This is a genomic window from Herbiconiux sp. (assembly GCF_004297105.1).
Lineage (GTDB): Bacteria > Actinomycetota > Actinomycetes > Actinomycetales > Microbacteriaceae > Herbiconiux.
Genome location: NZ_SCVE01000002.1, coordinates 45,567 through 66,108, shown reverse-complemented (window position 1 = coordinate 66,108; position 20,542 = coordinate 45,567). Strand labels below are relative to the sequence as shown.

Genomic DNA, 20,542 nt, shown 5'->3' with positions numbered 1-20,542 from the left:
GCCTCACCAGCCGTGCTGAAACAATCCGGAATGTTGGCGGGAGCGGCACGTCGCCCGGGCCGGATCCGTGCGGTTCGGAGGCTTTAGACGAGCAGCTGGTGCTTGGCCAGGTCGCGGTAGAGCGGCGTCGATGCCACGAGCTCCGAGTGTGTGCCCACCCCCACGACGCGGCCGTGGTCGACCACCACGATCTGGTCGGAGTCGACCACGGTCGAGAGCCGGTGCGCGATCACGATCAGCGACCGGTTCTCGGCCACGGCGTCGATGGCCCCCCGCAGCATCTGCTCGTTGAGGCCGTCGAGCGACGACGTCGACTCGTCGAGCAGCAGCACCGGGGGAGCGGCGAGCAGTGCCCGCGCGATCGCGAGACGCTGGCGCTCGCCGCCCGAGAGCATCACGCCGTCTTCGCCCACGGCGGCGTCGAGACCCTCCGGTGAGCGCGACAGCACTTCGCCGAGGTTCACGGCGTTCAGCACGTCGACGCACTGCTCGTCGGTGGCATCGGGAGAGGCCAGCAGCAGGTTCTGGCGGATGCTGCCCGCGAGCACCGGCGCATCCTGCTCCACGTAGCCGATCTGCGACCGCAGCTCGACCCGGTCGAGCTGACGCACGTCGACGCCGCCGAAGCGCACCGAACCCGAGTCGGTGTCGTAGAAGCGCTCGATCAGCGCCAGGATGGTGCTCTTGCCCGCACCCGACGGACCGACGATCGCCGTGCGCTGGCCGCGCGCCGCCGCGAAGCTCACGCCGTGCAGCACTCCGGTCTCCGCTTCGTCGACCACCGGATCCTGGTCGGACGAGTCACCCGCCGGCCGCACCTCGTCGTAGCCGAAGTGCACATCGACGAACTCGATGGCAGGAGCATCCGGGCTCGACGATCCGGCGGGAGCGAGCGCGGCGATCAAGCGGTCGTCCTGCCCCTCGATCGGCAGGTCGACGATCTCCTGGATGCGGCCGAGCGCCCCCAGAGCCTGGTTCGTGGAGTTGATGGCACCGAAGGCCTGCCCGAGCGGCATGATCATCATGAACAGGAAGAGGATGAACGACACCAGGCTCGCGATCGTGATCGCCCCGGACGCGACCCGGAAACCGCCGACGCCGAGCACCACCAGGAACGACACCTGCAGTGCGATGCCCGCGATCGGCACCACGAGGGCCGAGATCTTCGCGACCTTGACGCCCTGCTCCCAGGCGCCCTGGGCATCCTTCTCCACGGCCGCGATCTCCCGCTCGGTGGCGTTCGAGGCCCGCACGGTGCGGATGGCGCTGATCGAGCGCTCGACGGCCGCGGCGAGGTCGCCCACCTTCTCCTGCTGCTTGCGGCTCGCGGTGCGCACCCGGCCCGAGATGAGAACCACGGTGACCACCGAGACCGCGATCACGAGCACGGTGAGGCCGAGGAGCACCGGGTCGATGATGAGCATCGCGATGAGCGCGCCCACGAACACGAGCGAGCCGCCGATGGCGTCGACGAGACCCTGGGTGATCACCGCGTAGAGCAGCGTGGTGTCGGAGCCGACGCGCGACACGAGGTCGCCCGTGCGGCGGGTGTCGAACTGGCTGATGGGGAGGCGCAGCATGCGGCGCACCAGCTGGCGGCGGGCGGAGAGCACCACGCTCGTGCCGGTGCGCTGCAGCAGGTAGTGCTGGAAGCCCGAGATGAGCCCCGAGATGATCACGAGCGCCACGAGCGCCCACACGAGCATGTCGAGGGGGTCGCCGGCCTGCACCACGGTGATGACCTGCGACACCAGCAACGGCTGGGCCAGGCTCGCCGCCGCGCCCACGATGCTCAGCGCGATGACGCCTCCCAGCACCTTCCGGTGCTCGAGGAGGAACGGCAGCAGCTGGCTGAACTTCGCGCGCGGCCCGTCATCCGGGGTGCGGCCGCGGCCGAATCCGCGTGAAGCCGGGCGGGCGGACGACGTGGTGGTACTCATTGACTTCTCTCCTCAGGACTCCGGATGACTCAGCTCACGCGGTCGGCGAAGTCGACGTCTTTGTTCTCCTTGCTGATGAGCAGCGCGGTGAGGGTGATGAGCGCCATCAGCGAGAGGTAGTTGCCCACGAGTGCCGTGCTGCCGTTCGCGGCCGTCCAGAGCGCCACCGCGATGAACGGGGCGACGGCCGCGCCGAGGATGCTCGCCACGTTGTAGCTGATGGCCGATCCCGTGTACCGCACATTGGCCGGGAACAGCTCGGGCAGTTCGGAGCCCATCGGCCCGAAGGTGAGCCCCATCAGGGTGAAGCCGATGATGAGCAGCGCCATCACGCCCACGAAGCCGCCCGCGAACAACGGTACGAAGAGCAGACCGAAGGCGGCGATGCCGATCGTGGTCCAGATGAGGGCGTTGCGGCGCCCCACCTTCTCGGCCAGGGGGCCCGACACGAGGGTGAAGATGCCGAAGAACACGCAGCCGATCACGAGCATGATGAGGAAGTCGTTGCGGCTGTAGCCGAGACCCGGGACCGCGGCATCCGTCTTGGTGGTGCCGAAGGTGAGAGTGAACGTGGTCATCAGGTAGAAGAGCACGTAGGTGGCCAGCATGATGAACGTGCCCAGGATGAGCGGGCGCCAGCTGGTCTTGAACACGCGGGCGAGTGGGAGTTTCGCCACCTCGCCCTTCTCCACGACCTTCTGGAACGCCGGGGTCTCGACGAGGCGCACCCGAACGTAGAGGCCCACGATCACGAGCACGGCGGAGACGAGGAACGGCACGCGCCAGCCCCAGGCGAGGAACGCGTCCTGGGGGAGCGTGGTGCTCAGGATGAGGAACACCACGTTCGCGATGATGAAGCCGATCGGCGCACCCAGCTGCGGGAACGTGCCATAGATGGAGCGCTTGCCCTTCGGTGCGTTCTCGGTGGCGAGCAGTGCCGCGCCCGACCACTCGCCGCCGAGCCCGAGGCCCTGGCAGAAGCGCAGGATGACGAGGAACGCCGGGGCGAGGATTTCGAACCCGGGCGTGGTGCCGGTGGGCAGGCAGCCGATGAGCACGGTGGCGATGCCCATGGTGAGCAGCGAGGCCACCAGCGTGCGCTTGCGGCCGATGCGATCGCCGAAGTGGCCGAACAGGATCGAGCCCACCGGGCGTGCCACGAAGGCGACACCGAAGACGGCGAACGACTGCAGCAGCGAGATGGTGGGATCGGAGTTGGCGAAGAAGAGGGTGGGGAAGACGAGAACCGCAGCCGTGGCGTAGACGTAGAAGTCGTAGAACTCGATGGAGGTGCCGATGAGGCTGGCGAGGATGACGCGGCTGCGCGTGTTCGCAGGAGCGTCCGCCGTGCCGGGCGTGTTCTGCGTGGCGTCGAGCGTTGAGGAAGACATGGGGGCTTTCAGGAGTTCGGATGATGACGCGGAACACGAAAAGGCGCCGATCGGGCGCGGATGGGGCACCGTCGTTGGCAGGAGGCGAGGGTCACTCGCAAACGTCCACTTTACGCCCGCTCTAGGATGACGGGGTACGTCGAACGAGGGAGTGCTGCGTGGGCGCGGTTGTTGTGGTGGGTTCGCTGAACATCGACTCGGTGGTGGAGGTGGAGCGGCATCCGCAACCGGGCGAGACCCTCCTCGGGGGCGATCTCGTGAAGCACTTCGGAGGCAAGGGCGCCAACCAGGCCATCGCGGCGGCACGGGCTGGGGCGAAGGTCGGGTTCATCGGCCGCGTCGGCGACGACGCCGACGGCGATGCCTACCTGCACCGGCTGGCGGGCTACGGCATCGACACGACACACATCGCCCGCAGCGCCGGCATCGCCACGGGCCACGCGGCGATCGCGGTGGATGCCCGCGGCGAGAACACCATCATCGTGTCGCCCGGGGCCAACGGCCGCGTGACCGTGGGTGATCTGGCGCCGCTCGCCTCGCTCGCCCCCGGCGACGTCCTTCTGGCTTCGCTGGAGGTATCGCTCGACGTGGTGGCGGAGGCCGCGCGCATCGCGGCCGCCCGCGGGGCCCGCGTCATCCTGAACCTGGCGCCGTACGCGTCGCTCCCCGCCGACGTCCTCGACCTCGCCGACCCCGTCGTGGTGAACGAGCACGAGAACTCGCTGCTCGAGGCGGAGGGGCCCTCGCCGCGGTCGGTGCTCGTGACGCTGGGCTCGCGCGGCTCGCGGTGGGGGTCGCACGAGGTGCCGGCGGGCGCGGTCACCGCCGTGGTCGACACCACGGGCGCGGGCGACTGCTTCTGCGGCACGCTCGCGGCGGCGCTCGCGGCCGGCTTCAGCGACCCCGACGCGATGCAGGCCGCCTCGACGGCGGCCGCCGCATCCGTCTCCTGGGTGGGCGCCCAGCCCTAGAACCCGCGTCGACTTGCCACAACTTGTGGCAACCCGCGTCGCCTTGCCACAACTTGTGGCACCCTCGCTCGTGCGAGCGACGCGATCGACTTGCCCCTCGTTGTGGCCCACGACCCCGACGTGCCACAGCTTGTGGCACCCTCGCTCGTGCGAGCGACGCGATCGGCTTGCCCCTCGTTGTGGCCCACGACGCCGACGTGCCACAACTTGTGGCAAGTCGGCAGGGGGCCGTGCCTCAGGCCAGCTCGCGCAGCGCCTTCAGGGTGAGGGCCGTGGTGATGGCGGCCTCCGCGGCCTCGCGGCCCTTGTCCTCCTTCGAGCCGGGCAGACCGGCGCGGTCGAGACCCTGCTGCTCGTCGTCGAGGGTGAGCACCCCGAACCCCACGGGCTTGCCGGTGAGGATGCTGACCTGCGTGAGACCCGAGGTCGCCGCATCCGACACGTACTCGAAGTGCGGCGTGCCGCCCCGGATGATCACGCCGAGGGCCACCACCGCGTCGGCGCCCGCCTCGAGCACGGCCTTCGACACGACGGGCAGCTCGAAACTGCCCGCGACGCGCACCTCGGAGACCGTCACGCCGGCGTCCTCGAGGGTGCGGCGCGCCCCCGCCAGGAGGCCGTCGGTGATCTCGGTGTGCCAGGTGCCGGCGACGATGGTGATGTTCAGGCCGGTTCCGTCGAGGTCGAGATCGAGGTTCGGTGCTCCTGCTCCGCTCATGGCGAATCCTTTCGGTAGGGGTACGGGTCAGTGCGCGGAGGGCAGCAGGTGCCCCATGCGGTCGCGCTTGGTGTCCAGGTAGTGCTGGTTGAAGTCGCCCGCGCCGACCACGAGGGGAACCCGCTCGACCACGTCGATGCCGTGCGCCTCGAGCTGCGACACCTTGTCGGGGTTGTTGGTGAGCAGACGGATGCGGGTCGACCCGAGATCCTCCAGGATCGCCACGGCCGCTCCGTAGTCGCGCGCGTCGGCCGGCAGGCCGAGCGCCACGTTGGCGTCGAAGGTGTCGAGGCCGTCTTCCTGCAGTCGGTAGGCGCGCAGCTTGTTGATCAGGCCGATGCCCCGGCCCTCGTGGCCGCGCAGGTAGATCACGGCGCCTCCCTCGGCGGCGATCAGATCGAGTGCCGTGTCGAGCTGCGGGCCGCACTCGCACTTGAGTGAGCCGAACGCCTCCCCGGTGAGGCACTCGGAGTGCACCCGCACGAGGGGGTGGGCGGCGTTCTCCGAGCCCCGGCCGAGGTCGCCGGAGAGGATCGCCACGTGGTCGGCGCCGGTCTCGAGGTCGCGGTAGGCGCGCATCCGGAGGTCTCCGTGCGTGGTGGGAACGGTGGTCTCCACCTCGAACTGCACCCGCGGTGAGTCGGCGGGTGAGAGGTCGACGGCCGCGGCTTCGGGGATGCTCAAAGGGGCGTTCTCCGCCGAGGCGGCGGTCGGGGTGAGGCCGGCGGTCATACCGTCCTGCTCGTCGAGCCAGGCGATGAGGATCTCGATCGTGGTCACCGGCAGACCGTCGCGCTCGCCGAGGGCGAAGAGCTCGTCGCGCTGCATCGCCGAGCCGTCATCCGACATCAGCTCGCCGATCACGCCCACCGGTGCGAGGCCCGCCGCGCGCACCAGCTCGACCGCGGCCTCGGTGTGGCCGGCACGCGTGCGCACGCCGCCGTCGACGGCGCGCAAGGGGATGATGTGGCCGGGGCGGATGAAGCTCGCCGGTGTCGACTCCGGGTCGGCCAGGAGGTTCAGCGTGTGCGCCCGGTCGTGGGCGTTGATGCCCGTGGTGACGCCCTCGGCCGCGTCGACCGTGATCGTGTAGGCCGTGCGCCGGGTGTCCTGGCTGTTGGCCACCATGAGCGGCAGGGCCAGCCGGTCGGCCAGTTCGTTCGGCATGGGCGCGCAGAGGTAGCCGGAGGTGTGTCGCACCATCCAGGCGATCCACTCGGGGGTGGCGAGGCCCGCGGCGAGGATGGCGTCACCCTCGTTCTCGCGGTCGGCCGCATCCGAGACCAGAACCGGCTTGCCGGCGCGCAGGGCGTCGAGCACCTCGGGGATCGGTGAGAAGCTCATGAGTTGCCTCCGGGGGAGGTGAGGGCATCCGGCCCGGATGCGGGGGTGCTGCGGGGGGAGGGCCCGGCGCTCGGCGCGAGGCCGAAGGAGACGAGGCGTTCGACGTGCCGGGCGAGGACATCGGTCTCGAGGTTCACGCGGTCACCGGGCACGAGCGCGCCGAGGGTGGTGGCGGCGAGCGTCTCCGGGATGAGCGAGACCTCGAACCAGTGGCCACCGGCGGTGGCACCCCCGCCTGCCGCGTCACGGCCGACCGCGGACACCGTGAGCGAGACGCCCGAGACCGAGATCGAGCCCTTGTCGACCACGAGCGGGGCCAGGTCGTCGGGAAGCGAGAACCGGAGCACGCTCCAGGCCTCGCCCGGGGTGACGCTCACGACTGTCGCGGTGCCGTCGACATGCCCCTGCACGATGTGGCCACCGAGGCGGTCGCCCACGCGGGCGGCGCGCTCGAGGTTCACCCGATCGCCGGCGGCGAGGCCCCCGATAGTCGACATGCTGAGGGTCTGCGCCATCACGTCGGCCGTGAAAGTGTCGTCGGTCTGGGCGATGACGGTGAGGCACACCCCCGAGACCGAGATGCTGTCGCCGTGGTGCGCATCGCTCACCGCGAGGGGCGCCCGCACGGTGATGACGGCGGCGTCGGCGGTCTGCTCGAGAGCGAGCACCTCGCCCAGCTCTTCGATGATTCCGGTGAACATCGGTTACTCCTTCGGGGAGGGGGTCGTGGGGGCGGATGCGGTCGGTCGCGCGACGATCGCCAGGTCGTCGCCGAGCCGCGTCACGCTCGTGAGAGTGAGCGCGATCTGCTCGCCGATCGTGCCCACACCGAGGTCGGTCAGTGCGGTGCGCGGTCCGCCGATCAGAGTGGGGGCCAGGTAGACGAGCACCTCGTCGACGAGCCCCGCCGCGAGGAACGCGCTGGCCAGGGTCGGCCCGCCCTCGACGAACACCGAGCGCACCTCGTCGTCGTACAGCTCGGCCAGGGCGGCCCCGAGATCGTGGCCCTCGATGCGGCGCAGGGCCGACGGATGCGCGTGCAGCTGTGCACCGGCGGGAACCTCGCGGGTTCCGATCACGACGGGGCGGGGCTGGTGGGCACGCAGCCCGCCATCGGCGTCCCGCGCCGTGAGCGACGGGTCGTCTGCGAGCATCGTGCCCGTGCCCACCACGATCACGTCGGCCTCCGCGCGGCGGCGGTGCACGTCGTCGCGGGCGGAGGGGCCGGTGATCCACTGGCTCGTGCCGTCGGCGGCGGCGGCGCGGCCGTCGAGGCTCGACGCCCACTTCACGGTCACGAACGGGCGGCCGAGTCGCACGGCGGTGAGCCAGGGGCGGATCGCCTCCTCCGCCTCGGTGCCGAGCAGGCCCTGCTCGACCGAGAGGCCGGCCGCACGCATCCGCTCGCCGCCACCCGACGACCGGTGACCGGGGTCGGCGACGGCGTAGACGACGCGGGCGATGCCGGCCGAGATGAGCGCTTCGCTGCACGGGCCCGTGCGACCCTGGTGGTTGCACGGCTCGAGCGTGACGACCGCGGTCGCGCCGTGGGCGAGCGAGGGATCGGCCAGGGCGCTGAGCGCCACCACCTCGGCGTGCGGCGTGCCGGCGCCGGCGTGCCAGCCCTCCGCGAGCACCTCGCCGTCGGCGGAGAGGATGACGCAGCCCACCTGGGGGTTCACGCCGTGCCGCGGGCCGTTCAGGGCCAGCTCGAGGGCGCGGTGCATCGCGGCGCGCTCGGTGGTGGCCACCGCGGTCGTCACTGCGTTCATCCGGTCCTCGTCTTCCGACGGTCTCCGGGGATGCGCTCAAGGAACGCCGATGCGCGCGCCTCGACGAGGCGGCCCATCCGTGCATCCTTCCATCCGGACTGAGGAGGTGTCGCAGAACGACATCGCCATTACCGTCGGTACCGGAATTCCACCGGTTCAACCTCGGATTCGCTGCGAGCAGCTCACCCTCGGGTCGCGGACTGTCACCGCCGGTTCAGAATCTCACTGACCCCGGAGCACGTTTCTTCTATCTAGTTATACCTCAACGCCCTGGGCGTGGTGATATTCCTTACGCGACGTGACCTCGCGGTCGACTTCGCGGTCAGCGGGCCTCGGCGCCGGCCGACGGCAGGGCGAGTCGCTCGGGCGCACGGCCGACGATGCTCGACAGGCCCCAGACGGTGACCTTCGCCAGAGCCTCGACCACGATCCCGGTCGACATCTTCGACACACCCTCTTCGCGCTCGATGAAGGTGATCGGGAATTCGCCCATCTTCGCGCCGGAGCGTTCGAAGAGCCAGGCCATCTCGATCTGGAAGCAGTAGCCCTGCGAGTTCACCGAGGAGAGGTCGACGCTGCGCAGGGAGTCGGCGCGGAAACCGCGGTAGCCGCTCGTGAGGTCGTGCAGCTTCGACTGCAACAGGATGCGGGCGTACAGCGTGCCCGACCGGGAGATCAGCTTGCGATAGGCCGGCCAGTTCTTGATGACTCCGCCCGGAATCCAGCGGGTGCCGATGGCCATGTCGGCGCCGTCGGCCAGCAGAGCCTGCAGCCGGGGAAGCTCCTCCGGCTGATGCGAGCCGTCGGCGTCCATTTCGACCACGAAATCATAGTCGCGCTCGAGTGCCCAGCGGAAGCCCGCCCCGTAGGCGGCGCCGAGCCCGTTCTTCTCGGTACGGTGGAGGATGTGGATGCGCGAATCGTCGCTTGCGAGCTGATCGACGAGGTCTCCGGTACCATCAGGAGAGTTGTCATCGACGATCAGCACATTCGCGCTTTCGTCGGTGGCGAGGATGCGGTCGATCACGCTGGCAATCGAGCCGATCTCGTTGTAGGTCGGTATCACCACGACAGTTTTCGTCACACGTTCCTCATTCAGTCACCGGCGACAACCTCAGTCGCCGCTGGACAGCGTATCCACGGTTTCTGTCCATTCTCCCCAGTTACGCTCAGCATTGACCTGGAAGATACGAAAAGACAGTCTTCTCAGTTTCGCACGTCAGAAACGGTAGCCCATACATGAGCAGTACCCCCGCCGCGCCCTCGCGCCTTCGTATTCTCGCGACGGAATTCATTCGATTCGGTCTCGTCGGAGGCGTCGGCTTCGTCGTCGACGTCGGTGTCTTCAACCTCCTGCGCACCACCATCATGGACCCTGCGGTCATGCACCAGGGTCCGATCATGGCCAAGTTGATCTCCACCGCTCTGGCGATTCTCGTGAACTGGCTGGGCAACCGGTACTGGACGTTCCGTGACCGCCGCCGCGCCGACATGCTGCGCGAGAGCATCGAGTTCTTCGCGGTGAGCATCGTGGGCATGGGCATCGGCCTGGCGTGCCTCTGGTTCTCGCACTACGTGCTCGGCTACACCTCGCTGCTCGCCGACAACATCTCGAGCAACGTCATCGGCCTCGCGCTCGGTGCCGTGTTCCGCTTCGTGCTCTACCGGGTGTGGGTGTTCAGTGAGCACCGCGTGCGCGCGCCGGCCACGAACCCGCGAGTCGACGCCGCGGGCAAGTCTCCGGCCCTCTGAGGCCGCGCCACACGCCTCGCATTACCCTGGAGGCATGAGCGCGCATCCGGATGACGGCACCCGCCGTCGAGGCGACGGCGATCGTTCCCGCTCCCGGGGTTCCGGCCGGTGGTCCGCTGCCGCCCGGGCCTCGCTCGCGCCCGCGCGCGCCTTCCAGATCTCGACGCGCACCTCGCTGCTGCAGGTGCTGAAGACGGCGGCATCCGCTGTTCTGGCCTGGTTGATCTGCTCGCTCATCGCACCCGGCCAGATCCCCGTCTTCGGGGCGATCGCCGCCATCATCGTGGTGCAGCCGAGTGTGAACCAGTCGTTCAGCCGCGCCATCGAGCGGTCGATCGGCGTGATCATGGGCGTCGTGGTGGCGTACCTCGCGGCGCTCGTGTTCGGAGCACCGAGCTGGCTCATCCTGGCCGCGATCGTCGTCTCGTTGCTGCTCGGCTGGGCGCTGCGGTTTCCCCAGTCATCGACGGTGCAGATCCCGATCAGCGCCATGCTGGTGCTGTCGATCGGGGCGCAGACGCCCGGTTATGCGGCTGCCCGCATCCTGGAGACGATCATCGGCGCAGCCATCGGGGTGTTCATCAACTGGCTGATCGTTCCGCCCGTCGCCCTGCAACCGGCCCACGACGCCGTGACCGCGCTCGGTCGTGAGCTGGCCGGAACGATGGACGGGCTCGCGGTCGCTCTCTCCGCACCGACGGACGACGCCTTCCGCACCACTCTCCTGGTCGAGGCCCGCCTGCTCCGGCCCATGCAGGCGAAGGCCCAGAAGGCTCTGGACGCGGCCGAAGACAGTCTGCGGTTCAACCCGCGCCGCTCGGGGCACCGCGAGCGGCTCACGTCCGACATCGCATTGCAGGCGCGGCTCGGAATCGTGGTGACGCGCGTGCTCGGCATGGCTCGGGCGGTGAACGACCACTTCGACGAGACACTGCACGAGGAGCCGACTGCGCGCGCCATCGCCGAAGAGCTGCGCCGGGCGGCCCACGATCTGCGGCTCGTGATGGATCACGCCGGGCTGTCGGCGGCGGAATCCGCGCGACTGGCAGAGGAGGACACGCTCACGGTCGACGGCGGTCTCGCGGGGGACGGCCCGGCGCTGACGGCGCCGATCCAGGCGATCGTGCCCGACCCGGCGCACTGGATCCTCATCGGCTCGCTGCTCGAAGACCTGCGCCGGGTGCGCGAGGAGATCGTGGGCGCGACCGACGTCGACGGCCCGCACTGACGCATCCCGTGCGCGGGGTCGACGGAGATCCAGCGCGTGTCCGGCAGTCGACGGACTGGCACGCCGTCTCGGGCGGGAAAGTCCGTCGTCTCCCCGGGCCGTGGCGCCCCTCAGCGGCGGCGCGGGAGGAGACCGACGCGGTCGTAGACCTGCGCGAGCGTGGCCTCGGCCACGACGGCGGCGCGGTCGGCGTTCACGGCGAGGATGCGGTCGAGCTCGGCCGGGTCGTCGAGCAGCTCGAGGGTGCGTTCGCGGATCGGTGCCACCGTGCCCACCACGACCTCGGCCAGCGCCTTCTTGAACGTGCCGTACCCGCCGCCCGCGAACTCCTCCACCACGGAGTCGACCGAGCGGTTCGCGAGAATGGCGAAGATCGTGAGCAGGTTGGCGAGCCCCGGCTTGGTGTCGCGATCGAAGCGCACCTCGCCGTCGGTGTCGGTGACGGCCCGCATGATCTTCTTCTCGGTGACCTTCGGCTCATCGAGCAGCCACACCACGCCCGAGGCCGACTCGGCCGACTTCGACATCTTCGAGGTCGGGTTCTGCAGATCGTAGATCTTGGCGGTGTCCTTCAGGATGTACGGCTTCGGCACCGTGAAGGTGTCGCCGAACCGCGAGTTGAAGCGGGCGGCGAGGTCGCGCGTGAGCTCGATGTGCTGACGCTGGTCTTCGCCCACGGGCACATCGACGGCCTGGTAGAGCAGGATGTCGCCCGCCTGCAGGATGGGGTAGGTGAACAGGCCGACGGATGCCGCATCCTGCCCCTGTTTCGCCGCCTTGTCTTTGAACTGGGTCATGCGGGCGGCCTCGCCGAAACCGGTGAGGGTGTTCAGGATCCAGGCGAGCTCGGCGTGCGCCGGAACGTGCGACTGCACGAACAGCGTGGACTTCGACGGATCGATGCCGGCGGCGATGTACTGGGCCATCGTGCGACGGGTGTTGGCGCGCAGCTCGGCCGGGTCTTGCGGCACGGTGATGGCGTGCAGATCGGCGAGGAAGAAGAACGCGTCGTGAGTCTCCTGCAGGGCCTTCCAGCTGAGCAGGGCACCGATGTAGTTGCCGAGGTGCAGCGACTCGGCCGAGGGCTGCATGCCGGAGAGCAGGCGCGGTTTGGTTTCAGTCATGGGTTCGTCTTTTCACGGTTCGGGAGGAACGCTGCGCCGCAGCAGCGGCGGCGTAGCAATGAATTCAGAGGGAGTAGTCGACCACGACCGGCGCGTGATCGCTCCAGCGCGCGTCATGGCTGGCCGCACGGTCGATGGTGTAGCTGACGGCGGATGCGGCGAGCTCGGGCGTGGCCAGCTGGTAGTCGATGCGCCATCCGGTGTCGTTGTCGAAGGCGTGGCCACGCTGCGACCACCAGGTGTAGGGGCCTTCGACCTCGCCCTCGAAACGGCGGTGCAGGTCGACCCAGCCGAGACCCGCGCCGGCGTTGTACCCGGGGTCGTCTTCGGCGCCCACGAAGCGGTCGAAGTACGCGCGCTCGGTGGGCAGGAAGCCTGCCTTCTTCTGGTTGCCGCGCCAGTTGCGGATGTCGATCTTTCGGTGGCCCACGTTCAGGTCGCCCACCACGACGGCGAGCGGGTTGTGTTCGCGGAGGGCGGGCAGGTGCTGCTCCATCGCGTCGAGGAACTTGTACTTCTCCACCTGCTTGGGCGTGCCGTCTTCGCCGGAGTGCACGTAGGTGGAGACCACCGTGACGACTTTGTCGCCCCACTCGTAGTCGGCCTCGAGCCAGCGACCCGCGCTGTCGAAGTCGTCGGGGCCGAAGGTGACGCGGTGGATCTTGGCCTTGTCGCGGCTGAGCAGCGCCACACCCGCGCGGCCCTTGGCGGTGGCGGGGTCGTGCAGGATGTTCCAGCCGTCGTCGACGAGGTTCTCGATGTCCTCCGTCTGGGCGCGCACCTCTTGCAGAGCGAGGATGTCGACACCCCGGCCATCGAGCCACTCGCCCATGCCGTTGCGGAAGGCGGCGCGGATGCCGTTGACGTTGACCGAGGCGATTCTGAGGGGCTTGCGGGGCATGGTTCTACTGTACTGGCCGCCACCGACGGCGTTTCGTCTGCGGTGGATGCGGCGCTCAGTGCTTCTTCGCGAGCTCCACCGCGCGGGCCTCGTCGAGTTCCTCGAGCCGCTCGAGCTTCTTGCGCACACGACGCCGGGCGAGACCGTGGGTGCTGGCCAGCTCGTTCTGCAGCCGCTCGCGTTCGGCCTGCACGAGGGTGTCGCGCGCATCCGCGACCCGCTGCAGACGCTCCTGCTCCTGCTGCTCCGGGGAGAGCGCGCGGGCGTCGATGCCCGCGTCGTCCATGCCGACCGCGATCCAGGTGGCCGAGATGAGGATGACGCGGCACACCAGGTTGAGGAAGATCATGATCCCGATGATCACCGCGAACGACGCCAGCAGCGGATTCGAGGTGGCGCCGCCGAGCAGCTGGGTGCCGAGGATCTTGAGCACGCCCAGGGCTGCGCCGCCGATCGCCGCACCGACGATCAGGCGCCGGCGCGGGATCTTCACCCCGGACAGCACGCGGAAGGCGACGCCGAGCACGACGCTGTCGAAGAGGAAGACCACGAGCACGCCGAGCAGCCAGACCGCGACCAGCGCGAGGGGCGACTCGGTGTCGACGCCGAACAGGTCGAACACCAGCGCGAGACCCTGGTTGCTGATGAGGCTCACCGCCGACGAGAGCACGATGGCGATGCCGAAGGCCAGAGCCAGACCGAAGTCCTTGAGCTTCAGGATGACCGGATTCGTGGTGGGCGGGTCGAGTCTGAACAGGCGCCGGATGGAGTCGCGCGTCGATGCCAGCCAGCGCACGGCGGTGAGCACCAGTCCGACCAGGGCGATGGCGCCCGTCCAGCCGAAGATGCGCGCCTGCGAGAGGGCCTCCGGGTCGATCGCGCCCCCCTCGCCGATGAGGCCGGGGATCGCATTGCTCAGCTGGGCGACCACGGCATCCATCAACTGCGGGTTCGACGCGAGCACGATGCCGAAGATCGAGAACCCCACCCAGATGCCGGCGAACACGGCGAACACGGCCTGGAACGACATGCCCGACGCCATGATCTCGCCACCGCTGGCCCCGAACCGCAGGAACACCCGAACCGGCCGCAGGGCCATCACCCACGCGATCAACCGCTGGATGCCGCCCTGCGGCTTCGCGGGTGCATCGGCCTTCTCCGTCACCTCGATCGAGGGCCGCCCGGCCCTGGACGACCGCGTGGTCGCTCTGTCGGCGGGGTCGGCCGAGTTGCCCCCATCCGTTGTCGCGGTGTCACTCGCATCCACGCGCGTTCGCGCACCCCGGCCATCACTCATGCTCCAAGCCTAGGCACGACTCCCGCCTCCCCGCGCCCCGCAGGAATCGACGGACTTCTGGGCGCCTTCAAGGAGATGACGGTGATGCTGTCCGTCATCAACCAGAAGTTCCGTCGTTTCCGACGGTGCCGAGACGGCGGCACCGTGTCCACTGCGCTTTCAGAGGGCGACGGCGGCGCGGATGGCGGCGAGGCAGGCAGACCAGTCGTAGGGCACCTGCGAGTAGCTGAAATGGAGCACGCGGAAGCCGCGCCGAGTGAGCTCGGCGGCGCGTCGGCGGTCGCGCTCGAACGTGGACTCGGTGTCGTGGAACTCCTTGCCGTCGACCTCGACCACCACCCGCTTGGCGACGAGGAAGTCGACCCGGTACCGCCCGATCGGTACCTGCACCTCGGGGTGGATTCCCGCAGCGGCGAGCCGGATCCTGGCGACCGATTCCGTACCCGACTCGGCGCGCGGGTCGGCCTGGCGGAGTGCGCGGGTCAGCCGGCGATCCACCTCGAACGCGCTCACCATCTCGTCGCGGGTGCAGGCGGCGATGCGGAGCGCCGAGTCGATCGCCGCAACCGCGTAGGCCGGGTCGAGGTCGGGCGGCAGATCGCGGATGGCTCGGGCCGGCGCCACGATTCCCGCGTTCACGAGCGACGTCGCGCTGTTCCAGTGGATGACGACGTCGGAGCGCGAGCCGAGGCGTCGGCCCGTGTCGGGATCGCGGAGGGCTCGGGCGTGGGCATTCACCGAGACATGCAGCCGATCGTCATCGGGCGGGCACCAGAGTCCCCACTGCTTCAGTGCCGGATAGGAGGTCAGAAGCCCGCCGACGCGAACCGCGCGAACCAGGTCCGTTCGGGCGTCCCGTCGCGCATAGTGTCCGTGACGCACACGAACGATCGACCCGGCACGCACCAGTTGGGCGACTCGGTGTTCCGACAGCCCGACCTCGGCCAGCGACCGGGGCGTCGAGAACTCGGGGAGAAGGGGATCGTCGGCATGGCGCATCCGTCGAGCCTGCGGGGTGCAGCCGACCCGCACGCTCGGCACCCGACATCGGTGGAGAATTCGTCACCCGCCGAATCGGTGGAGGAACGCCGAGTCGCCGAGTCGTCGGAGATTCGGCCACCATCCCGGAAACGACGGAGCCTCAGTCCGTAGGTGGACTGAGGCTCCGTCGTTTCCCGAAGGGAAGGCTCAGGGCTTGCCGCGCATGATGGCCTGCTTGACCTCGGCGATGGCCTGGGTGACCTGGATGCCGCGGGGGCAGGCATCCGTGCAGTTGAAGGTTGTGCGGCAGCGCCACACACCCTCTTTGTCGTTCAGGATGTCGAGGCGTGTCTGTGCCGCCTCATCGCGCGAATCGAAGATGAAGCGGTGCGCGTTCACGATGGCAGCGGGGCCGAAGTACTGCCCGTCGGTCCAGAACACGGGGCACGATGACGTGCACGCGGCGCAGAGGATGCACTTCGTGGTGTCGTCGAAGCGGGCGCGGTCGGCGACCGACTGGATGCGCTCCTTGTCTTTCGGGGGAGCGGTCTGCGACTGAAGGAAGGGCTGCACCTCGCGGAAGGACTCGAAGAACGGGTCCATGTCGACGATGAGGTCTTTCTCGAGCGGCAGGCCCTTGATGGCCTCCACGTAGATCGGCTTCGAGATGTCGAGGTCTTTGATGAGCGTCTTGCAGGCCAGGCGGTTGCGGCCGTTGATGCGCATCGCATCCGAGCCGCAGATGCCGTGCGCGCAGGAGCGGCGGAAGGTGAGCGACCCGTCCTGCTCCCACTTGATCTTGTGCAGGGCGTCGAGGATGCGGTCGGTGGCGAACATCTGCACGTCGAAGTCCTGCCAGCGCGGCTCGTCATCGACGTCCGGGTCGAAGCGGCGGATGATCAGCGTGACCGTGAAGGCCTCGATCGGGGCCTCGGGAACGGGTGCGCCAGCGGGCGAGTCGGCGACGAGCGTCATCAGTACTTCCTCTCCATCGGCTGGTACCGCGTCACGACGACGGGCTTCCAGTCGAGCCGGATGTGGTCGGCGGCGTCGCTCGAGTGCGGGTCACCCGAGAGGTACGCCATGGTGTGCTTCATGTAGGTGTCGTCGTCGCGCTTCGGGAAGTCGTCGCGCATGTGGCCACCGCGCGACTCCTGACGGTTGCGCGCCGAGTAGACGACGACCTCGGCCAGGTCGAGCAGGAACCCGAGCTCGATGGCCTCGAGCAGGTCGGTGTTGAAGCGCTTGCCCTTGTCTTGCACCTGGATGTTGCGGTACCGGTCGCGCAGGCGATGAATCGTGGCCGTGACGGATGCGAGCGACTCATCGGTGCGGAACACCTGGGCGTTCTTGTCCATCTCGTCTTGCAGCTCTTTACGGATGGCGGAGATGCGCTCGGTGCCGGTTCCGTTCCGCAGCGACGCCACGAGGTCGACGATGGCTCCCGCCGGGTTCTCGGGCAGGGGGGTGAAGTCGACCGTCTGCACGTACTCGGCGGCGTTGTTGCCGCTTCGCTTGCCGAACACGTTGATGTCGAGCAGCGAGTTGGTGCCGAGACGGTTCGATCCGTGCACCGACACGCAGGCGCACTCGCCGGCGGCGTACAGGCCCGGCACCACGGTGTCGTTGTCGGAGAGCACCTCGGCCTTGATGTTGGTGGGGATGCCGCCCATGGCGTAGTGGGCCGTGGGCATCACGGGCACGGGCTCGACGACCGGGTCGACACCGAGGTAGGTGCGGGCGAACTCGGTGATGTCGGGCAGCTTCGTCTCGAGCACCTCGGCGCCCAGGTGGGTGCAGTCGAGCAGCACGTAGTCTTTGTGCGGCCCGGCACCGCGGCCCTCGGCCACTTCCTGCACCATGCAGCGCGCCACGATGTCGCGCGGCGCGAGGTCTTTGATGGTGGGGGCGTAGCGTTCCATGAAGCGCTCGCCCGAGGCGCTGCGGAGGATGGCACCCTCGCCTCGCGCTCCCTCGGTGAGGAGGATGCCGAGCCCGGCGAGCCCTGTGGGGTGGAACTGGAAGAACTCCATGTCCTCCAGCGGCAGACCCTTGCGCCAGATGATGCCGACGCCGTCGCCCGTGAGGGTGTGCGCGTTGGACGTGGTCTTGTAGATCTTGCCGAAGCCGCCGGTGGCGAAGATGACGGCCTTGGCCTGGAAGACGTGGATCTCACCGGTCGACAGCTCGAACGCCACGACGCCGGAGGGCTTCTTCACACCGTCGACCTCGGTCATCACGAGGTCGAGCACGTAGTACTCGTTGAAGAAGTTGATGCCGAGGCGCACGCAGTTCTGGAACAGCGTCTGCAGGATCATGTGGCCCGTGCGGTCGGCGGCGTAACAGGCACGGCGCACCGGCGCCTTGCCGTGGTCGCGGGTGTGGCCGCCGAAGCGACGCTGGTCGATCTTGCCCTCGGGCGTGCGGTTGAAGGGCAGACCCATGTTCTCGAGGTCGATGACCGCGTCGATGGCCTCCTTCGCCAGGATCTCGGCGGCATCCTGGTCTACCAGGTAGTCACCGCCCTTGACGGTGTCGAAGGTGTGCCACTCCCAGTTGTCTTCTTCGACGTTGGCGAGTGCCGCCGCCATGCCGCCCTGCGCCGCACCGGTGTGCGACCGGGTGGGGTACAGCTTGGAGATGACAGCCGTCTTGGCCTTGGGGCCGGCCTCGATGGCCGCGCGCATGCCGGCGCCGCCGGCACCCACGATCACGATGTCGAACTGGTGGTAGTGGACGCCGTCGATCACGGCGCCGTCTTCGAACTGGGTCACAGGCTCACTCATCTGATTGACGCGCTACTTACTGGTTGACGGGGCAGAACGACGGCAGCAGATCGGCCGGCGATCCCACGGGGCAGGGGTCGAACGCGAAGATGATCACGGTGCCGAGCGCGATCTCCACCACGACCGACACGAGGATGGCGGCGAGGAGGATCTTGCGGGTCAGCGGCCGCGTCGCGTAGTCGTTCACGATCGTGCGCATGCCGTTGCCGCCGTGGATGAAGGCGAGCCAGAGCATGAGCAGGTCCCAGACCTGCCAGAACGGGTTGGCCCACTTGCCGGCCACGAAGGCGAAGTCGATGCCCTTGACGCCTTCGCCGAGCACGAGGTTCACGAACAGGTGGCCGAAGATGAGGATGATCAGCACGACGCCCGAGGCGCGCATGTAGATCCAGCCCCACTTCTCCCAGTTCACGCCGCGGTTGCGGGGAGCCGAGTAGGGGGAGCGGGGAGAGGCGATCGTCGTCGACATCAGTGCGCCACCTCACTCAGGATCACCATGATCTGGCGGGGGATGAACCCGGCCATCGTGACCACCCAGAGGCCGATCACCACGTAGAACATCACGCGCTGGAACTTCGCGCCCTTCGACCAGAGGTCGATCAGGATGATGCGGATGCCGTTGAAGGCGTGGAACACGATCGCTCCGACGAGTGCGATCTCGCCGAGGCCCATGATCGGGTTCTTGTAGGTGTCGATCACTGCGTTGTACGCGCCCGGTGCGACAGCCACCATCGAACTGTCGAGCACGTGCACGAGCAGGAAGAAGAAAATCGCGACACCCGTGATGCGGTGCAGCACCCACGACCACATGCCTTCACGGCCGCGGTAGAGAGTGCCAGCTGGCCGCCGTGGTGTCATCGTTCCTGCCGAATTCTCAGGCATGAACAACCCTCCTTGGCTTGACGTTGAGTTCGCCTTCGCCCCCACATCGAACGGGGAGTTTTCGAGAGACGATCTGGATCAGTCTAAGCCCGCAAAGGCCTGACTGCATTGTTAGGGCGGCCTTAGTTGTATACAGCCCCGGAATTCCGGCGATCCCGCATAAATACAAGCCGAGACGCCTCACGAATACCCGGTTGTATTCAGCTGTGTGAGCGAACCGGAGTGCGCGTGAGCACCGATCGGTAGTGCCCGAGCAGCTCATCTCCCAGAGCCTGCCACGAGTTGCCGATCACCGCTCGGCGCCCCGCCTCACCCATGCGGAGCCGCATGGCCGGGTCGGCCACGACGGCTCCCACGTGCATCCGGAAGTCCTGCAGCGACTCCGGGTCGAACAGGTAGCCGTCGTCGCCGTGCCGCACGAGGTCGAGCGGACCGCCGGAGGCCGGTGCGATCACGGGGAGCCCGGATGCGTGCGCCTCCTGCAGCGTCTGGCCGAAGGTCTCCTCGGTGCCGGTGTGCGCGAACACGTCGAAACTCGCGTAGGCGTCGGCGAGTTCGGTTCCGGAGAGCCGGCCGAGGAAGGTCACCGGCATGCCGCGCAGCTGGGAGCGGATGAGCGCATCCGAGGGCCCGTCGCCCACGATCGCGAGACGCATGCCGGGCATGCCGCGGAGCGCGGCGAGCCGTTCGAGGCCCTTCTCGGGCGCGATGCGGCCGACGTAGCCCACGACCGCGTCGGTCGAGCCGCCCGCGAGCACGTCGTGCAGGGCCTGCACGGAGGGGCGCATCCGGTTGTTCGGGTGGTAGCGCTGCAGGTCGACGCCGCGGCCCCAGAGCTTGATGCGCTGCACGCCGGCCGCCTCGAGGTCGGAGCGCGAGGCGCGAGAGGGGGCGAGGGTGAGGTCGGCGCCGTCGTGGATCCAGCGCACGAAGCGCCAGGCCAGCTTCGAGGCCTGACCGAGGCGGTTGCGCTTGGCGTAGCCCGCGACATCCGTCTGGAAGATGGCGACACTCGGCACGCCCTGGCGATTCGCCGCCGCGATGGCCTGCGCACCCAGGAGGAACGGGGATGCCGCGTGCAGCACGTCGGGCTGGAACCGGGCGATCAGGCGGGCGACCTGCGGGTTCGGGATGCCCACCGGGAACTGGCGGTAGGCCACGGCCGGCACCTGGTGCACGGGGAACCCGCGGTAACGGGCCGGTGAACCGGCGGCGGGGGCGATCACGATGGCATCGTGGCCGTTGTCGGCGAGGTGGTCGAGCACCTTGCAGACGCTGCCGGTGACCCCGTTGACGGTAGGGAGGAATGATTCGCTGACAATGGCTACTCGCATGAGGTGCCTCCGCGGTTCAAGGTGAGGCCGCATCCGGCCACGCTCTGAAACTACGAAGGCCAGGTGACGCGGGGGTGACAGGCGGATGGCGCGACGATGAGCGGCTGGCCACCACCCGGCG

The 20,542-nt window shown here is 68.7% G+C and carries 19 protein-coding genes; 3 read left to right on the top strand and 16 right to left on the bottom strand.

Features of this window, described 5'->3' with window-relative positions:
- Positions 1-83 precede the first annotated feature (83 nt).
- Both EPO52_RS00945 and EPO52_RS00940 read right to left on the bottom strand, forming a co-directional pair.
- Positions 84-1,940, bottom strand: coding sequence for an ABC transporter ATP-binding protein (locus EPO52_RS00945; RefSeq protein ID WP_290800687.1), 1,857 nt, complete (start codon positions 1,938-1,940; stop codon positions 84-86).
- Positions 1,941-1,969: 29 nt separating this feature from the next.
- Positions 1,970-3,331 (bottom strand): MFS transporter, encoded by a 1,362-nt coding sequence (locus tag EPO52_RS00940; protein ID WP_290800685.1) that lies wholly within the window; start codon positions 3,329-3,331, stop codon positions 1,970-1,972.
- Positions 3,332-3,489: 158 nt separating this feature from the next.
- On the opposite strand from EPO52_RS00940, the gene EPO52_RS00935 reads away from it, so the two are divergent.
- Complete coding sequence (locus EPO52_RS00935; RefSeq protein ID WP_290800683.1) at positions 3,490-4,302, top strand: PfkB family carbohydrate kinase; 813 nt, start codon at positions 3,490-3,492, stop codon at positions 4,300-4,302.
- 235 nt (positions 4,303-4,537) lie between these two features.
- Here EPO52_RS00935 and ribH read toward each other — a convergent pair whose 3' ends face one another.
- The 5 genes from ribH to EPO52_RS00910 form a co-directional block, all read right to left on the bottom strand.
- Positions 4,538-5,020 carry a 6,7-dimethyl-8-ribityllumazine synthase gene (gene ribH, locus EPO52_RS00930; RefSeq protein WP_290800681.1) on the bottom strand — a complete coding sequence of 161 codons (483 nt, stop codon included), beginning with the start codon at positions 5,018-5,020 and terminating at the stop codon, positions 4,538-4,540.
- Between the two features lie 27 nt (positions 5,021-5,047).
- Positions 5,048-6,364, bottom strand: coding sequence for a GTP cyclohydrolase II (gene ribA, locus EPO52_RS00925; protein WP_290800679.1), 1,317 nt, complete (start codon positions 6,362-6,364; stop codon positions 5,048-5,050).
- On the bottom strand, positions 6,361-7,065 hold the full coding sequence (locus EPO52_RS00920) for a riboflavin synthase (RefSeq protein ID WP_290800677.1): 705 nt from the start codon (positions 7,063-7,065) through the stop codon (positions 6,361-6,363). Before EPO52_RS00920 ends, ribA begins: the two co-directional genes overlap by 4 nt.
- Before the next feature lie 3 nt (positions 7,066-7,068).
- The gene (ribD, locus tag EPO52_RS00915) at positions 7,069-8,136 is read right to left on the bottom strand and encodes a bifunctional diaminohydroxyphosphoribosylaminopyrimidine deaminase/5-amino-6-(5-phosphoribosylamino)uracil reductase RibD (RefSeq protein ID WP_290800675.1); all 1,068 of its coding nucleotides are present in this window, start codon (positions 8,134-8,136) and stop codon (positions 7,069-7,071) included.
- A 322-nt stretch (positions 8,137-8,458) separates the two neighbouring features.
- Positions 8,459-9,220: a polyprenol monophosphomannose synthase gene (locus EPO52_RS00910; protein WP_290800673.1), complete on the bottom strand. Its 762-nt coding sequence runs from the start codon at positions 9,218-9,220 to the stop codon at positions 8,459-8,461.
- Positions 9,221-9,375: 155 nt separating this feature from the next.
- Between EPO52_RS00910 and EPO52_RS00905 the strand changes: the two genes are divergently transcribed.
- Complete coding sequence (locus EPO52_RS00905; RefSeq protein WP_290800671.1) at positions 9,376-9,888, top strand: GtrA family protein; 513 nt, start codon at positions 9,376-9,378, stop codon at positions 9,886-9,888.
- Between the two features lie 34 nt (positions 9,889-9,922).
- A complete protein-coding gene (locus EPO52_RS00900; protein WP_290800669.1) occupies positions 9,923-11,116 on the top strand; it encodes an FUSC family protein in 1,194 nt (397 codons plus the stop codon).
- Positions 11,117-11,226: 110 nt separating this feature from the next.
- Here EPO52_RS00900 and trpS read toward each other — a convergent pair whose 3' ends face one another.
- The 9 genes from trpS to EPO52_RS00855 form a co-directional block, all read right to left on the bottom strand.
- On the bottom strand, positions 11,227-12,240 hold the full coding sequence (gene trpS / locus EPO52_RS00895) for a tryptophan--tRNA ligase (RefSeq protein ID WP_290800667.1): 1,014 nt from the start codon (positions 12,238-12,240) through the stop codon (positions 11,227-11,229).
- A 64-nt stretch (positions 12,241-12,304) separates the two neighbouring features.
- Positions 12,305-13,141: an exodeoxyribonuclease III gene (locus tag EPO52_RS00890; RefSeq protein WP_290800665.1), complete on the bottom strand. Its 837-nt coding sequence runs from the start codon at positions 13,139-13,141 to the stop codon at positions 12,305-12,307.
- 55 nt (positions 13,142-13,196) lie between these two features.
- Positions 13,197-14,438 (bottom strand): YhjD/YihY/BrkB family envelope integrity protein, encoded by a 1,242-nt coding sequence (locus tag EPO52_RS00885; RefSeq protein WP_290800663.1) that lies wholly within the window; start codon positions 14,436-14,438, stop codon positions 13,197-13,199.
- Between the two features lie 159 nt (positions 14,439-14,597).
- Positions 14,598-15,437, bottom strand: a complete 840-nt coding sequence (locus EPO52_RS00880; protein WP_290800662.1) for a DUF559 domain-containing protein — start codon at positions 15,435-15,437, stop codon at positions 14,598-14,600.
- A gap of 189 nt (positions 15,438-15,626) precedes the next feature.
- A complete protein-coding gene (locus EPO52_RS00875) occupies positions 15,627-16,394 on the bottom strand; it encodes a succinate dehydrogenase iron-sulfur subunit (RefSeq protein ID WP_290800660.1) in 768 nt (255 codons plus the stop codon).
- Positions 16,394-18,205 (bottom strand): succinate dehydrogenase flavoprotein subunit, encoded by a 1,812-nt coding sequence (gene sdhA, locus EPO52_RS00870; protein WP_290800658.1) that lies wholly within the window; start codon positions 18,203-18,205, stop codon positions 16,394-16,396. The genes EPO52_RS00875 and sdhA overlap by 1 nt, the downstream gene beginning before the upstream one ends.
- A gap of 16 nt (positions 18,206-18,221) precedes the next feature.
- Positions 18,222-18,674: a succinate dehydrogenase hydrophobic membrane anchor subunit gene (locus tag EPO52_RS00865; RefSeq protein WP_290800656.1), complete on the bottom strand. Its 453-nt coding sequence runs from the start codon at positions 18,672-18,674 to the stop codon at positions 18,222-18,224.
- Positions 18,674-19,087 (bottom strand): succinate dehydrogenase, cytochrome b556 subunit, encoded by a 414-nt coding sequence (gene sdhC / locus EPO52_RS00860; protein ID WP_290800654.1) that lies wholly within the window; start codon positions 19,085-19,087, stop codon positions 18,674-18,676. The genes EPO52_RS00865 and sdhC overlap by 1 nt, the downstream gene beginning before the upstream one ends.
- Positions 19,088-19,287: 200 nt before the next feature.
- Entirely contained in the window at positions 19,288-20,421 is a 1,134-nt protein-coding gene (locus EPO52_RS00855; RefSeq protein WP_290800652.1) for a glycosyltransferase family 1 protein, read from the bottom strand.
- Positions 20,422-20,542 lie beyond the last annotated feature (121 nt).